Origin of the sequence: Streptomyces platensis, assembly GCF_008704855.1 — a bacterium.
Taxonomy (GTDB): Bacteria; Actinomycetota; Actinomycetes; order Streptomycetales; family Streptomycetaceae; genus Streptomyces; species Streptomyces platensis.
The window spans coordinates 4,199,076-4,214,460 of record NZ_CP023691.1; the positions used below are offsets into that span (position 1 = coordinate 4,199,076).

13 protein-coding genes and 1 tRNA gene are annotated in these 15,385 nt (G+C 73.4%); 6 read left to right on the top strand and 8 right to left on the bottom strand.

What is annotated here, in order from left to right; genetic code table 11:
* Positions 1-28: 28 nt before the first annotated feature.
* From CP981_RS18490 to CP981_RS18500, 3 genes are all read left to right on the top strand, one after another.
* A complete protein-coding gene (locus CP981_RS18490) occupies positions 29-1,285 on the top strand; it encodes a sensor histidine kinase (protein ID WP_085927496.1) in 1,257 nt (418 codons plus the stop codon).
* Between the two features lie 38 nt (positions 1,286-1,323).
* The gene (locus CP981_RS18495; RefSeq protein ID WP_244329692.1) at positions 1,324-1,965 is read left to right on the top strand and encodes a response regulator transcription factor; all 642 of its coding nucleotides are present in this window, start codon (positions 1,324-1,326) and stop codon (positions 1,963-1,965) included.
* Positions 1,966-2,018: 53 nt separating this feature from the next.
* Positions 2,019-2,091: transfer RNA gene (locus tag CP981_RS18500), tRNA-Gly, on the top strand.
* 57 nt (positions 2,092-2,148) lie between these two features.
* Here the strand turns inward: CP981_RS18500 and CP981_RS18505 are convergent.
* The 4 genes from CP981_RS18505 to purD form a co-directional block, all read right to left on the bottom strand.
* Positions 2,149-3,048, bottom strand: a complete 900-nt coding sequence (locus CP981_RS18505) for a phosphoribosylaminoimidazolesuccinocarboxamide synthase (RefSeq protein WP_085927495.1) — start codon at positions 3,046-3,048, stop codon at positions 2,149-2,151.
* Between the two features lie 246 nt (positions 3,049-3,294).
* A complete protein-coding gene (locus CP981_RS18510; protein ID WP_085927494.1) occupies positions 3,295-4,776 on the bottom strand; it encodes a N,N-dimethylformamidase beta subunit family domain-containing protein in 1,482 nt (493 codons plus the stop codon).
* 235 nt (positions 4,777-5,011) lie between these two features.
* Positions 5,012-6,886 (bottom strand): hypothetical protein, encoded by a 1,875-nt coding sequence (locus CP981_RS18515; RefSeq protein WP_244329693.1) that lies wholly within the window; start codon positions 6,884-6,886, stop codon positions 5,012-5,014.
* 456 nt (positions 6,887-7,342) lie between these two features.
* Positions 7,343-8,608: a phosphoribosylamine--glycine ligase gene (gene purD / locus CP981_RS18520; RefSeq protein ID WP_085927493.1), complete on the bottom strand. Its 1,266-nt coding sequence runs from the start codon at positions 8,606-8,608 to the stop codon at positions 7,343-7,345.
* Positions 8,609-8,896: 288 nt separating this feature from the next.
* On the opposite strand from purD, the gene CP981_RS18525 reads away from it, so the two are divergent.
* Entirely contained in the window at positions 8,897-9,643 is a 747-nt protein-coding gene (locus CP981_RS18525; protein WP_085927492.1) for an SLATT domain-containing protein, read from the top strand.
* A 326-nt stretch (positions 9,644-9,969) separates the two neighbouring features.
* Here CP981_RS18525 and CP981_RS18530 read toward each other — a convergent pair whose 3' ends face one another.
* From CP981_RS18530 to CP981_RS18545, 4 genes are all read right to left on the bottom strand, one after another.
* A complete protein-coding gene (locus CP981_RS18530; RefSeq protein ID WP_150522354.1) occupies positions 9,970-10,620 on the bottom strand; it encodes a hypothetical protein in 651 nt (216 codons plus the stop codon).
* Between the two features lie 95 nt (positions 10,621-10,715).
* Positions 10,716-11,393 carry a GntR family transcriptional regulator gene (locus CP981_RS18535; RefSeq protein WP_085925575.1) on the bottom strand — a complete coding sequence of 226 codons (678 nt, stop codon included), beginning with the start codon at positions 11,391-11,393 and terminating at the stop codon, positions 10,716-10,718.
* Between the two features lie 162 nt (positions 11,394-11,555).
* Positions 11,556-12,926 carry an aspartate aminotransferase family protein gene (locus CP981_RS18540; protein ID WP_085925574.1) on the bottom strand — a complete coding sequence of 457 codons (1,371 nt, stop codon included), beginning with the start codon at positions 12,924-12,926 and terminating at the stop codon, positions 11,556-11,558.
* A gap of 135 nt (positions 12,927-13,061) precedes the next feature.
* Positions 13,062-13,901 (bottom strand): VTC domain-containing protein, encoded by an 840-nt coding sequence (locus CP981_RS18545; protein WP_085925573.1) that lies wholly within the window; start codon positions 13,899-13,901, stop codon positions 13,062-13,064.
* Between the two features lie 316 nt (positions 13,902-14,217).
* Here CP981_RS18545 and CP981_RS18550 point away from each other — a divergent pair, with 316 nt between their 5' ends.
* Both CP981_RS18550 and CP981_RS18555 read left to right on the top strand, forming a co-directional pair.
* The gene (locus CP981_RS18550; RefSeq protein WP_085925572.1) at positions 14,218-14,874 is read left to right on the top strand and encodes a DJ-1/PfpI family protein; all 657 of its coding nucleotides are present in this window, start codon (positions 14,218-14,220) and stop codon (positions 14,872-14,874) included.
* A complete protein-coding gene (locus tag CP981_RS18555) occupies positions 14,871-15,383 on the top strand; it encodes a MarR family winged helix-turn-helix transcriptional regulator (RefSeq protein WP_085925571.1) in 513 nt (170 codons plus the stop codon). Before CP981_RS18550 ends, CP981_RS18555 begins: the two co-directional genes overlap by 4 nt.
* The last annotated feature ends 2 nt before the right edge of the window (positions 15,384-15,385 follow it).

The following is a 15,385-nucleotide window of genomic DNA, read 5'->3' on the forward strand; positions in this document are numbered from 1 at the left end:
ACTGATCGGGACGACGGGGGCGGCAGCGATGATCGGCAAGCTACGGGCCATGTGGCGGCGGCGGGGCCAGATGGCCATGATCGACGCCTACTTCCGGGGCAGCCTGTACCTCCTCCCCTGGCTTCCCGTGCTCAGCGGGGTGGCTCCCGTCATGGGCCGGGTGGGCAGCAGCCCGTTGCCGGTCACCTTGGCCGGTGTCGCCATGGGGCTGAACGTGGCTCAGGCCGCGCTGGCCGTACCGCTGTTGAACCGCGCGGTGAACCGCTATCTGGAGCGAGGGGCGACACCGCGCACCCTGTTGCTGGTCTCGGGGGTGCTGACCCTCGTCGCCGAGGTCGCGCTGTTCGCGCTGATCACCGTCAGCGGGCACACCGCCAAAGACAGTGCGGGCGCGACGGGGCTGGCGATCGGCGCGACCCTCACACCGTTCTTCATGGCTTACAGCCTGGTGGTGTCCAAGCGGAAGTTTCTGGCCGCGCTGGCCGGCAGCGCCGTGGCGTCCATGGCGCTGCTCTTCCTGTTCACGCATTCCTGGCTGAGTTCGGGGGCCATGGCGTTCCTGTTGCTCTTCGCCGGTATCTGGAGCTTCGGGCTGGCGCGGCCCACGGGCTGGCTGCTCGGCGTGATCTGGAAGCTGGATGCGGCCCGCAGCACCGAGACGCGGCTCGCGGTCGCCGAGGAGCGGCTGAGGTTCAGCCGGGATCTGCACGATGTGATGGGCCGGAATCTGGCGGTGATCGCCCTCAAGGGCGAGCTGGCGGTCCAGCTGGCGCGGCGGGAGCGGCCGGAGGCCGTGGAGCAGATGGTGGAGGTGCAGCGGATCGCCCAGGAGGCCCAGCGGGAGGTCCGGGAGGTGGTGCGCGGCTACCGGAAGGCCGATCTCCAGGCGGAGTTGGCGGGGGCCCGTTCCATACTGCGGGCGGCCGGGGTGGACTGCCGTATCGAGGGCGAGGAGGGGGCGCAGCTGTCGCCGGAGGTGGAGTCGGCGCTCGGCTGGGTCGTCCGCGAAGGCACCACGAACGTCCTGCGGCATGCGGCGGAGGTGCGGCGCTGCGCGGTGCGGACCCGGATCGATCCGCTCCGCTCGGTGCTCGTGATGACCATGGAGAACGACGGCGTCACCTACCCGCCCGGCGGGGCGGTCGCCGGGTCGGTCCCCGGCAGCGGCCTCAAGGGACTGCGGGAACGCCTCCGCCCCCTGGGCGGGAGCCTGACGTCGGGCCGGGTCCCGAACGGCAGCTTCCGGCTGACGGTCGAACTCCCGGTGGAGGCGGCGAGTGGGTAGCGCAGGCGGGGCGGGGAGCGTACCGGAAGGGGTCCGTGGTGGAGGAGAGGCGGGGTGGCGGAGTGAGTGAGCGGGCGATCCGGGTGCTGCTGGCGGATGACGAGCACCTGATCCGTGGGGCGCTGGCGGCGTTGCTGTCGCTGGAGGACGATCTGCTGGTGGTGGCCGAGGCGGCGACCGGGCCGGAGGCGCGGGCGATGGCGCGGGCGCATGAGCCGGATGTGGCGGTGCTGGATCTCCAGATGCCGGGGGCTGACGGTGTGGCGGTGGCCACATCGTTGCGGGGTGAGGTGCCGGGGTGCCGGTCGATGATCGTGACGAGTCACGGGCGGCCGGGGCATCTGAAGCGGGCGCTGGCGGCCGGGGTGCGGGGGTTCGTGCCGAAGACCGTGTCGGCGCAGCGGCTGGCGGAGATCATCCGCACGGTGCACGCCGGAAACCGTTATGTGGACCCGGAGTTGGCAGCGGACGCGATAAGCGCCGGGGAGTCCCCGCTGACGGTCCGGGAGGCGGAGGTGCTGGAATGCGCCGAGGCCGGGGCGCCGGTCATGGAGATCGCGGCGCGGGCTTCGCTGTCGCCGGGGACGGTGCGGAACTATCTCTCGTCGGCGACCGCGAAGCTGGGCGCGGAGAACCGCCATGCCGCGGCGCGTCTCGCCCGCGAGCGGGGTTGGCTATAGTGGACCCCGCACCGCGCGGCGGCGCCTGATTCCAGGAGCTTTGCGCGGAGCGTGCGGACGTAGCTCAGTTGGTAGAGCGCAACCTTGCCAAGGTTGAGGTCGCGAGTTCGAGCCTCGTCGTCCGCTCAAGGAAAAGGGACCCCGGTCGGTGACCGGGGTCCTTTTCGTCATGCCCAGCTTTCGTTATGCCCAGCTGAGGCCGGTGAGGCGCTGGTAGGCCTCGATGTACTTGGCGCGGGTGCTCTCCACGATCTCGTGCGGGAGGGCGGGCGGCGGCTCCTCGCCCGTACGGTCCCAGTCCGCGGCGGAAGAGGTCAGCCAGTCGCGCACGAACTGCTTGTCGAAGGACGGCTGGGCACGGCCCGGCTGCCACAGGTCGGCCGGCCAGAAGCGCGAGGAGTCGGGCGTCAGAACCTCGTCGGCCAGGGTCAGCTGCCCACCGGCGAAGCCGAACTCGAACTTGGTGTCCGCCAGGATGATGCCGCGCTCGCGGGCGATGTCGCGGGCCCGGCCGTAGACGGCGAGGGTGGTCTGCCGCAGTTCGGCGGCGACCTCGGCGCCGACCTGGTGGGCGACCTCCTCGTAGGAGACATTCTCGTCGTGGTCGCCGACGGCGGCCTTGGTGGCCGGGGTGAAGATCGGCGCGGGGAGCTCGGAGCCGTCGACGAGACCCTCGGGGAGGGCCAGTCCGCAGACCGTACGGGTCTGCCGGTACTCGGCGAGGCCGGAGCCGGTGAGGTAGCCGCGGGCCACGCACTCCACGGGGACCATGTCCAGCGACTTGCAGACCAGGGTGCGGCCCGCCCAGTCGGCGGGGGCGCCGGGCGGGACGTCGGTGCCGAGGACGTGGTGCGGGACCAGGTCGGAGAGCTGGTCGAACCACCACAGGGACAGCTGGGTGAGGACGCGGCCCTTGTCCGGGATCTCGGTGGGCAGCACCCAGTCGTAGACCGAGGTCCGGTCGCTGGCGACCATGACCAGGTCACCGGCGGCATTCCGGTAGAGGTCGCGCACCTTGCCGGTGTGGAGGTGGGTGAGCCCGGGGACCTCCACCGGCTCAGGCTTTTCTACAAAACCGGGCACGCTTCCTCCGCGTAGGTTGATCCAGGAGTCCTACCGATTCTCCCTCACGCACGCCGGAGGTGACGGACGGGGGCCGGGTGCGCCCCCGGAGGCCGGTGTTCGGCCGGTGCGGCGGGTGCCCCGGCGGGCGATCAGCGCGAGGGTGGCCGCGGCCGGGACGACCGCGGTGAGCAGGACCGTGGCCGGAGTTGGCGCCCCCGGCCCCGGCCGCCCCGGCCGCCGCGGGCCAGGCGTACGGCGGCCGGCTCAGTCGCGTTTGCAGATGCGGTCGAGGAGGTTGGCGGTGGCGCGCTGGACGCGCTGGTCGACATGGCCGGGGCGGTCGAGGGCGGGTGACCAGGCGAAGGTGCCGGAGGCGAAGACCCAGGCGCCGCTGGGGGCGCGGTAGAGGGAGGTCTCCTGATGGCGGCGGGTGCCCTCGCTGTCGCGGTACGGGGAGTGGGCGAGCAGGATGCGTTCGGTGTGCTTGGGGAGGCTGGTGCGCGGGAAGTAGCGGTCGGCCTCACCGGCGACCAGGCCGGGGAGCTCATCGCCTTCGTGGGCGCCGGTGGCCTCCCACAGCCAGTGGCTGCCGTTGCGGACGACCAACGGGGCCGGTTCGGGGACCCGCCCGGCGTACTGGATGCCCATCAGCCGCTGTTCGGGGTCGCCGTTCTCCCGCCAGAGCACGGGGCGGCCGGGGCCCTGGCGTTTGCGGCAGTGGAGCAGGGAGTCCGGGCCCGAGGGCGACGGGGAGAGGTCGACCTGCCAGTACATGGTGTTGGCGGAGAGGAAGACCAGGGAGGTGCCGGTGTCCCGGGCGGCCTCGACCGTGCGGCGCATGGGCACCGACCAGTATTCGTCGTGGCCGGGGAAGACCAGGCCGCGGTAGCGGGACGGGTCGACCCGGCCGGCGTGCAGATCGCGGGCGTCGGCGTAGGCGAGGTCGTAGCCGTAGCGCTCGGCCCAGCGGATGAAGTCGTAGGCGTGGCCGACATGGAGGGGCAGGCCGGCACCGGCGTAGGGGCGTTCGAAGGAGACGGTGGTGGCGGCGTCCCGCTCGCCGAGCAGGGCGCCCGTCTCGTCCCAGGCGTGGTAGAGGCTGGCGCCGGTGCGGCCGTCCTCCGGGTAGAGGTTGTAGGCCTGCCAGGTGATGTCGGGCAGCAGCAGGAGGAGATCGGCGGGCTCGTGGTCGCGGACGGTGAAGGGGATGTGGGAGCGGTAGCGGCCGTCGGCGGTGGTGAGCACGGCGACATAGGCGCCGAGGTTCCAGAACGTGGGGACCTGGAGGCGCCAGGAGAGCCACCAGTGATGGCAGGAGACCGTGCGCTCGGCGGTCAGCGGGGGCGGCTGGACGATGCCGGCCAGCCGCGGGCTGGTGGTGATCTTGGCGGCGCCGGTGCCGCCGTAGTGGCCGATGCGGTAGATGTCGATGCTGAACGGCTGGGGCGGGTCGACCGAGACCCGGAAGTCGATGGCCTCGCCGGGGGCCACCGCGCCGGGGCCGGCGAAGCCCTTGATCTGGCGGTGGACGTCATCGGCGGTGCGCGGCCCGTTGTGCTTGTGGGGCGCGGGCTCGCTCAGATCGCCCTGGGCGACGGCGGGGTCGACGTACCAGGGGATGATGCGGCCGGAGTCGAAGTAGTTCTCGCTGCCGCGCAGCCAGGGCAGCGGGCCCTGCCCGAACGGGTCCGTGACCGCGTGGGCGAGGGCGCCCGACTCCCAGCGCCTGATCTGATCCGTCGCCACCTTCCACTCCCCTCCCGCGTCCCCCATCGGCCGCGGCCCCTCGGGCCGGTGATGCGCCGGCGGGACCAACCCGGCCGGCCGTCCCCCAGCACATCACATTACGCACCCACTCCGTCACCCTTCGTCGTGAATTTAGATGCAACCGCCCCCGAAATGCGAACTGGAAGGGAACATTCAGCCGATGGAGCGAGCGGCCCGGGACGTCCGGCGCTCGGCCCGCCGCCGCGGACCGGTGTCATACCAACCGGACCGGCTTTTCCGGGCGTACGCCGATCGTCGTCAGCCAGCCGCGCAGCGGCTCCGCATCGCCGTCGTCGACCAGGCTGAGCACCGGGCGGCCGAGGTCGGACCGGCGGGCGCCGTCGACCAGCAGCGCCGGGCCGTCGAGCCAGTCCAGGCCCGGGGTGGCACCGGCGGTGTCGACGGCGGCGCAGCAGACCATGGCGGTGACGTGGTCGGCGAGCAGCTCGCGGCCCGTACGGGGCGGTTGCAGCGGGAACAACGGAAGGCCGCCCTCGGCCATGCCGTCGCCCCAGGCCACGCCGATGGCGACGTCCTGCGGCGAGGTGCCGCGGGCGGCCTGGCGGGCCGCCTCCTCCCGCTCCTCGCGCTCGACCTCCGCCCCCAGCCGGGCGGCGACGAGATCGCCCGCGCACGCGTCGTGGGTGAGCCGGTCGATGACGCGGGCCAGGGTCGGGCCGGGGGCCGGGGCAAGCGGCTGTTCCTCGCGGCGGCCGGTGGCGGGCGGGCCCATGGCGGGCTCGCCGGCGAGCGGGCCGGTGGCGGGCTCGTCGGCCGGTCGGCGATCCGGCGGGTGGTGGCCGGGCGTACGGGCGGCGGTGCGGGCGTACGAGAGGGGCGGGGCGGCGGGGGCCGGGTCCTGGGCCGGGGCCGCCGCCGGTGCGGGTGGGGCCGCCGGGAGCGCGGTCGCCGGGAGGTTGTCGAGTACGCGGTGGAGGCGGGCGGCCTCCAGGCGCCATTTCCGGTCCACGACCTCTTCCGGGTACTGGTTCCAGCCGACCGGCGACCAGTCGGGCCCCGGCTCGGCCGGGCCGCCGTGGAAGAGGCGGGCGGCCAGCAGCGAGGCGGCGCGGTCGATGGCGCCCGGCTCCTCCAGGAGGTCGCAGGCGGGGCGCTCGCCGAGACGGGAGGCGAAGCCGTCGGCGAGGCGGTCCCGGCGGGAGAGCTCGGTGAGCGCGGAGACCACTCCGGCGTCCAGCCGGGACGGCCAGCGGCCCATCCGCCAGGCGGGCAGCGCGACCCGGGTCAGCAGCCGGTCCCAGCCCGCGTACGCGAGGCCGACCTGCTCCTGGGCGACGATCCGCAGGCCGTAGTCCACTGTCTGGGCGCGCTCGGAGGCGGCGGCCGCGACGGCCCGTTCCATGATCGTGGCGTGTTCGCGGCCGGCTCGGAGCAGCAGCCGCGCCACCCGGCCGACGAAGCGGAGCGGGAGGCCCCGCACCGGGCGCCGGGCGCGGGCGGAGACCGCGACCGCGGCGTCCAGACCACGGATGAAGCGGCGGGCGGCAGCTATGTCGGGGTGCGCGGACGGGCCGGTGCCGGCGACAACCGGGGCCAGCAGGGCGCGCAGCTCGGCGACCCGCATCCACCACAGGAACGGCGAGCCGATGACCAGGACCGGCGCCTCGGGCACCCGGCGTTCCCCATCGGCCCGTCTCTTGATGCGGCGGGGCGGGCCGTGGGCGCGGTGCGTACGGTCCTCGAGCCAGCTGTCGCAGTCCGGGGTGAGCGCTATGGCGGAGGGCGCGGGGACCTCCAGGCGGTCGGCGAGATCGCGCACCAGGCGGTAGAGATCGGGGGCCGACTTCTCGGAGATCGGGACGGACGGGCTGAGGGCGGGCCGGGCGCGCGCGACGACCACGGCGACCAGCGCGGCCAGCAGCAGGCTGAGCACCGCGAGGCCGCCGGCGATCCAGCGGGCGAGGTCCCAGCCCGGGCCCGCGCCGAGATGGCCGGTCGCCCGGCCGGCGAGCAGCACCACGGCCACGGCCGCGGGCAGCAGTGCCACGGCCAGCGCGGTGCTGCGGATCCGCAGCACGGCGAGGGCGCGGGCACGCGCCGCCAGGACGCCTGTTTCCGGACTTGCCACGAGCCTGTACACCCCCTGCTGTCCTGAAGAGCCGGACGGAGAGAACACGGGACGGACGTACGAGAATTGCGCGTTGTGCGGAGCGAGCTCATTCCCCACCCACTGTGGCACCGGCCACTGACATCGCAATGCCGGTGAGCCACTTGCCGGACGCCGCCGTGATCGCCGTGCCGGAATCCGGCCCGGCCACCACAGGACGCTTGCGCGGCACCCTAGTTGGGGGTTTTCGTCTCGTCAGCCGGTTACTGGGTGCGGTCACTCGATGGAATGGCTTTGGGCAAAGCCGGGAACCGGTGTCGGAAGGGTACGGGCCGCGGGCGATTCGGCCCGGTCTGCACCCACAGGCCTGAGGCATATGCCACGGTATGTGCCATGTGTCCCAGGGGAGATGTCACCCGCCGCGACGGACGCGCGGGGCCCGTCCAGGCACCCCGCGCCTCGTCGCGGCCCTGCGCGCTAGGCGCCCGCGGCCTCGTCCGCGACCTTGGCGGCGATGTCCGTGCGGTGCTGGGAACCGTCCAGGGAGATCCGGTCCACGGCACGGTAGGCGCGCTGCCGGGCGGTGGTGAGGTCCGAGCCGGTGGCGGTGACGGACAGCACCCGGCCGCCCGCGCTGAGCACCGCGCCGGAGTCGTCGCGCTTGGTGCCGGCGTGCAGGACGTACGCCTTGGGGGCGTCCTGCGCCACGACGTCGGCGAGACCGTCGATCGGGTCGCCGGTGCGCGGGGTGTCCGGGTAGTTGTGGGACGCGATGACGACGGTGACCGCCGCGCCGTCGCTCCAGCGCAGCGGCGGGAAGGTGGCGAGGGTGCCGGTGGCCGCGGCGTGCAGCAGGCCGGCGAGCGGGGTCTTGAGGCGGGCGAGGACGACCTGGGTCTCCGGGTCGCCGAAGCGCGCGTTGAACTCGATCACGCGGACCCCGCGCGAGGTGATCGCCAGGCCCGCGTAGAGCAGCCCGGAGAACGGGGTGCCACGGCGGCGCAGCTCGTCGACGGTGGGCTGGAGCACGGTGGCCATGACCTCGTCGACCAGCTTGGGGTCGGCCCAGGGCAGCGGGCTGTACGCGCCCATGCCGCCGGTGTTGGGGCCCTCGTCGCCGTCGTAGGCCCGCTTGAAGTCCTGGGCGGGCTGGAGCGGGACGACGGTCTCGCCGTCGGTGACCGCGAAGAGGGAGACCTCGGGGCCGTCGAGGAACTCCTCGATGACGACCCGGTCGCAGGCCAGCGCGTGGGCGCGGGCGGCCTCGACGTCCTCGGTGACGACGACACCCTTGCCAGCCGCCAGTCCGTCGTCCTTGACGACGTACGGCGCACCGAAGGCGTCCAGGGCCTCGTCGATCTCTTCCGGGGTGGTGCAGACATAGCTGCGGGCCGTGGGGACGGCCGCGGCGGCCATCACGTCCTTGGCGAAGGCCTTGGAGCCCTCCAGCTGGGCGGCCTCGGCCGAGGGGCCGAAGACCGGGATGCCGCGGTCGCGTACGGCGTCCGCGACGCCCGCCACCAGGGGGGCCTCGGGACCGACCACGACCAGGTCGGCCTTCAGGCCGGCGGCGAGTTCGGCGACGGCCTGGCCGTCGAGGGCGTTGACCCCGTGCAATTCGGCCACCTCGGCGATGCCGGCGTTGCCGGGAGCGCAGTGCAGCGCGGTGACGTCGGGGTCGAGGGACAGAGAGCGGCACAGGGCGTGTTCGCGGGCGCCGCCGCCGATGACGAGGACCTTCACGGGGGCAGCCTAGACGAGAGCCCCGGCCGTCCCGACGTCGGCCGGGCCCGGCAGGCGGCCGGCGCCGCGGCGGCTGGAAACTGTGCGTCACCGCGTTGGCCACTCTTTCGGGTGAGATGCCCGGCGGCCTTATACCCGATCCCGCACCACTTCCGGGCGGAAAGAGCGCGATCGTGGGGCCGACGCCAGCCGTTCGGCGGTAGGAAAGGGGACTGCGCGCAACGGCCGTCCCCGATGTCACGCGTGCACCGCACGTATCTGTAGAGAGCGTAGAGAGGGAGTGCACGGGTGAGTCAGCCGGAGATGCAGCCCGAGGGACCCCCTCGGGAGAGCCACCGCCCCCAGCGGGAGAGCGGCGGGCCCGGCCGCCGGGATCTCACCGGACGGGTCTTCCCGCTCGGCGACTGGGGCGAACCGGCCGACCGTCTGGACGCGCTCTACCTCTGGACCGAGCAAGGCGCACTGCGCGCCGCCGACTGGTACCTGCACGACCGGGTGGCCAAGCGCCGCGGCGCACGGTTACTGCGGCTGGGCGCCGCAGCCGCGATGACGGTCGGCGGGGCGCTGCCGCTGCTGGATCTCGCCGGGGTCTGGGAGGGCGGCGCGTCCTGGGGCTGTCTGTCGCTGCTGCTGGCCGCGGTGTGTGTGGGCGGCGACCGGTATTTCGGGGTGACCGCCGGATGGATGCGGGACCTGGCGACCGCGCAGGCGATTCACCGGCGGCTGGAGGCGCTCCAGTTCGACTGGGCGACCGAGAGCGTACGGGAAGTGCTCGGGCCGGCCGAGGGCACGGCGGGCGAGGCGGCGGAGCGCTGCCTGGGCGTACTGCGGCGCTTCAACGAGGACCTCGGCGAGCTGGTGCGGGCCGAAACGGCCGACTGGATGGCGGAATTCCGGGCCGGTTCGCTGCGGTTTGCTTCGGACCACGTTGTCGGCTCTCCCGCCGTGGTGCCGCGCCCCGAGCCGGCTGCGCCGGGGCGGTTCACGGGGTATCGGCCGCGGCCGAATATGCCTCGGCAGCGGCCGCCGGGGTGAGGCTTCCCACGATTTCGGCTTTCCCGCCGTGGGGGTTACTCGCCGTTTGTGGCCCGCTGCGCGGTGCCCCCGCCGTTTCGCCTGCGGCGGGCCGGGGTCCGCTGCGCGGGGCTGTGGCTTGGTTGCGGGGTGGCTTCCCCGCCGTTTCGCCTGCGGCGGGCCTTGTCCGCTGCGCGGGGCTGTGGGTGCGGTGACGGGCCTCCGGGGCAGGGGTGTGGGACTGCTTCGCTTTACGTCCCACACCCCTGCCCCTCCGGCCCGTCCCCTCCCGTTGGGGGTGGGTGAGGGCCGGTGGGGGTGTTCGTGGGTGGGTGGCTGCGGGTGGGTCAGCTGAAGACGATCATGGAGCCTTGGCTGAGGCTTCGGGTGGCGGCGGCGTGGAGGCCGAGCCAGACGTGGCGTTCTCGGGCGTAGGGGCTGTGGTCCAGGGGGGTGGCGGTGGCCCGTTCCTCCAGGGAGGTGGGGCCGGCCGGTGGGGCGGGGGCGGCGGGGGGATTGGCCGGATCGATGCCCAGGGATGGCGCGACCAGTTCGAGGTCGCGCAGCAGACCGTGGGAGGAGCCGAGCGGGCCGCCGCCCTCCAGGAGCTCGTCGTTGGCCAGGGGGTGCGGGAAGTCGACCGGGACGTACGCGCCCGCGTGGTCGTAGTGCCACACCAGGTGGGACTGCTGGGCGGTGGCCTCGAACATCTCCAGCAACTGCTCGTAGTCGCCGCCCAGTTCGTCGACCGGGGTCACCTCCAGGCCGCACAGCCGCAGCAGGTAGGCGCGGCGCAGGAAGTGCAGGGCGTCGTAGTCGAAGCCGGCGACCGGGGCGACGTCACCGGAGAGGCCGGGCATATAGCTGAAGACCGGGACCGGTGGCAGGCCCGCTTCCGTCAGGGCCTTGTCGTAGGCGGCGATCTCTTCGGAGAACGGGTTGTCGGGGCTGTGGCACAGCACATCGACGAGGGGTACCAGCCACAGGTCACATGCCACGAGTGTGGGCTCGCTTCCGGTCGGGGACGGGGACACCGGCGCACGTACAGCTACGGGTACGGCCCATTACGGCCGATGGTCGGGACAGCGTAGTGCTAGCCGCGCGTTCCGACGAGAGCGAGGGAGTGCTCGTTGTACTCGGCGATCAGCCGCTGGGCGGTGCCCAGGTCGTGCTGGATCAGGGCGTCGGCCAGCGCGCTGTGGCCGTGCCACAGCAGCCCCTTGAGGTCGGCTTCGCGGCGCAGCAGCGGGACCGCGAACATCCAGGTCTGTACGCGGATCCGGTCGAGGAAGTCGCTGATGTAGGCGTTGTTCACGATGCCGCTCAGCTCGCGCCAGAAGCGCAGGTCGTAGCCGATCAGCACGTCCAGGTCGCCGGCCCGCGCGGCCCGTTCGGCCTCGTCGGCGCGGCGCCGGATGGAGATCAGCACCCCGGCGGCGGTGGCGCGCAGGGCCTGGTCGGCTCCGCTGCGGAAGATGCCCTCGATGACCAGGGTGCGGGCCTCGACCATGGCGCGGAAGTCATCGGCGGTGAAGGCGTGCACCCTGAAGCCGCGGTGCTGTTCGACGTCGAGCAGGCCCTGGGCGCACAGGTCGAGCAGCGCCTCGCGCACCGGTGTGGCGGAGACGCCGTACTGCTCGGCGATCTCCTTGACGGTGAAGGGGTGGCCGGACGGCAGCCGGCCGGCCAGGACCTCGTCGCGCAGGGCGTCGGCGATCTGCTGGCGCAGGGTGCTGCGTCGTATGACTGAGCTGTCTCCGCCGGCGGCCATCGTGTGCGTCTCCTTCGACGTGCCTGACCGCGCAGATGGGTGCGGCCCCCGCCCACGATAGGCGAGGGCCGCTCCGGTTCGCTGCCCGAGGTTGCCGTGAGCATGCCGTGCGGCACGCCCGTGACCTGCGGTTCCGGTCGCCGGGCGGGAGCGGCGCCGGCCTCAGACGGTGTGGGCGTCGGCCGCCGTCAGGGCCTCGTCGAGGGCGGCCAGGCCCTCCTTGGCCTCGGCCTCGGTGACCGTGCAGGCCGGGACGACATGCGTCCGGTTCATGTTCACGAACGGCCACAGACCGCCGCGCTTGCAGGCCGCCGCGAATTCGGCCATCGGAGCGTTGGCGGCGCCGGCGGCGTTGTAGGGGACCAGCGGTTCGCGGGTCTCCTTGTTCTTGACCAGGTCCAGGGCCCAGAAGACGCCCAGGCCGCGGATCTCGCCGACGGACGGGTGGCGTTCGGCGATCTCGCGGAGCGCGGGGCCGATGACCCGCTCGCCGATGTCGGCGGCGTTCTCCACGATCCGCTCCTCGGCCATCGCGTTCATGGTGGCGACGGCGGAGGCGCAGGCCAGCGGGTGGCCGGAGTAGGTCAGGCCACCCGGGTAGGGGCGCTGGTCGAAGGTGGCGGCGATCTCGGCGCTGATCGCGACGCCGCCCAGCGGGACATAGCCGGAGTTGACGCCCTTGGCGAAGGTCAGCAGGTCGGGGGTGACGCCGAAGTGGTCGGCGGCGAACCAGTGGCCGGTGCGGCCGAAGCCCGCCATGACCTCGTCGAGGATGAAGACGATGCCGTGGCGGTCGCAGATCTCGCGGACCCCGGCGAGGTAGCCGGCCGGCGGGACCATGATCCCGGCGGTGCCGGGGACGGTCTCCAGGATGATCGCCGCGATCGACTGCGAGCCCTCGAAGGCGATGGTCTGCTCCAGGTGCGCGAGGGCGCGCTCGCACTCCTGCTGTTCGTTCTCGGCGTGGAAGGCGGAGCGGTAGAGGAACGGGCCCCAGAAGTGGATCACGCCCGCCGAGGCGGTGTCGGAGGGCCAGCGGCGGGGGTCGCCGGTCAGGTTGATCGCGGTGGCGGTGGCGCCGTGGTACGAGCGGTAGGCGGACAGCACCTTGGCGCGGCCGGTGTGCAGCCGGGCCATCCGGACCGCGTTCTCCACGGCCTCCGCGCCGCCGTTGGTGAAGAAGATCTTGTCGAGGTCGCCGGGGGTGCGCTCGGCGACCAGCCGGGCGGCCTCGGACCGGACGTCCACCGCGAATCCGGGCGCGATGGTGCACAGCTTCGCGGCCTGCTCCTGGATCGCCGCGACGACCTTGGGGTGCTGGTGGCCGATGTTGGTGTTGACCAGCTGCGAGGAGAAGTCCAGGTAGCGGTTGCCGTCGTAGTCCCAGAAGTACGACCCCTCGGCGCCGGCGATCGGCAGCGGGTCGATCAGGCCCTGCGCGGACCAGGAGTGGAAGACGTGCGCGCGGTCGGCGGCCTTCACGGCGGCCCCGGCAGCGGGGTCGGCGGCGGAAGCGGAGGGCGTCGTGGTCACGGTCAGTACCTCGGATCGGGTCGCTCGGGTCCGCCGTGGGAACGGTCGCGGCGAACGCGCTCAGCCTAGGGAGCGCGGCCCGGCGCCCGGTACCGACAGTGTGTATGGCGCTCACCACGCGCGCGGACAGAGTGTCTACGGGCTGGAGGAAACTCCAGGGGGTGGTCCGGGCGGCAGCCGCCGGGCCGCGGCGGGGAACGCCGTCCGTACCGCGCCCGGCCAGTGCCCGCCGACCAGATCCGGGCGCAGCGCCGACAACCCCCCGCAGTACTTGGTGAATCCGGCGGCCGGTATGCCGAAGCCCGCCAGCAGCCGGTCCGCCTCCGTCGGCCGGCCGGCGGTCCGGGTCCCGACGAGGAGCAGCCCGCCGTCGGCCCGTAACGTCCGGCCGGTCGCCGGGTCCCGGCACAGCAGCGCCGCATCGCAGGTGATGCGCTGGCCGTCCGCGACGAAGGTGGCCCGGAGGTATTCGGTCTCGACGGTGCGGAGCAGGTGGGCGGGGGCCGCGAGGCCGTAGGAGCGGTCCAGTACGGCGGCGAGGAAACCGCGCGGGGCCGCGTCGAGGGCCGCGGCGTCCGGCAGCAGCGGCCGGCGGTGGGTGACCGTCTCGCCGCGCCGCCCCGTCAGCTTGATCTCGAACTGCCGCTCCCCGGTGTCCGCGTAGCGCCGCTCGCGGATCCGGTAGCGCCGGCCGCGGCCCTGCCGGGCGTCGTGGAAGGACCGGAGATCGGGGGTGTCGTAGTGGACGGAGTGGTAGCGGAACCAGCGGCGCCCGTTGATGCACAGCGCCGCGAACGGGCCGCCCGGCCGGCGGCGGCCGGTGAGTTCGGCCGCGAAGGCGGCGAAGACCTCGACCGGGACGAGATAGCTGCGGTCGAAGCGAGTGGGGAGTTCGGCGCGGGCCTGGACCTCGGCGAGCGGCACGGGGCGCGCGGCCATGGCGGCACGGGCGAGGGCGCGTACGGCGGGGATCACACGGGCTCCTTGGGGACGGCGGAGGGAAGGAGGGGGAGCGTGCGGGGGGGCCGGGGTGGCGCTGTGCTGTCGTCTGCGTGCGGGGTGGTGGGAGCTGGTGGTGTGTGCCGGTTGGCTCGGTAGGCGTTCTACGTGCTGCACCCCCTGGGAAGTTCCGGGACGTGGAAAGAGACATCCGTCGGCGACGTATCCCGGCCAAAGTCGGCCTGGTGTGCGTGGGCATTGTTGACAGCATGCTGTCGTAAGGACAGGATGCTGTCGTAGAGGCAACAGGGAACGGTGGGCCGGGAGTCCGCCGTCGGCCGAGGGAGCTCTCATGAATCCGCGCACCGTGCATCTCGCCGCCTACGACACGCTCGCGGACTGGGAGTACGGCCACGCCATCGGCCACCTCCGCAGCGGCAGTTACTTCCGTGCGGCGCAGGGCCCGTACGACGTGGTCACCGTCGCGGCCACCACCGGCCGGCCGGTGACGACCATGGGCGGGCAGCGGATCGTGCCCGGTCTCGCGCTCGACGCGCTGCGCCCCGAGGACAGTGCGCTGCTGATCCTGCCGGGCGCCCACCTGTGGGACTCCGGCGAGGAGTTGCTGCCGTTCGCCGCCAAGGCCAGGGAGTTCCTGGCCGCCGGGGTGCCGGTCGCGGCGATCTGCGGGGCGACCGCGGGGCTGGCCCGGGAAGGCATGCTGGACGACCGTCCGCACACCAGCGGCGCCGCCCCGTACCTCGCCGCGCAGCCGGGCTACCGGGGCGGCGACCACTACCGCGAGGCCGATGCGGTGCGCGCCGGCGGTCTGATCACCGCGGGGCCGACCGAGCCGGTGGCCTTCGCCCGGGAGATCTTCGCCGAACTCGGCGTCATGGAGCCGCGGATCCTCGACGCCTGGTACCGCCTGTTCGCCCACTCCGACGCCGAGGCCTTCCCCGTTTTGATGACGGCGGGAACGGACGGCTCCGAGGACGGGGCCGTATGAGCGGGCCCCGGACCGACGCGTCCCCGGCGCCCGAGGGCCCCGAGGCTCCGGAACTCCTCAGCCGTACCGCCCTTGCCGTCTTCCGGCTCAACGGCCAGTTCCTTTCCGTCGCGGACGGCCTGGCCCGCCCGGCCGGGCTGACCGCGGCCTGGTGGCAGGTCCTGGGCGCCGTACTGCCCGAACCGCTGTCCGTCGCCGGGATCGCCCGCGTCATGGGCATCACCCGTCAGAGCGTGCAGCGCATCGCCGACCTCCTGGTGGACCGCGGGCTGGCCGTCTACCGGCCGAATCCGGCGCACCGCCGCGCGAAGCTCCTCGCCCCGACCGAGGAGGGCCGGGCCGCGGTCGCCCGGATCGCCCCCGGCCACGGGGAGTTCGCCGCCCGGCTGCGTGAACAGCTCGGCGGGACGGACGGGTTCCGGCGGGTCACGGCGGCGCTGGAGGAGCTGTCGGGGGCGCTGGACGCGTTGCCCGGTCCGCCCGATTCCCCGCCGGACGCCGGGGCGTAAGG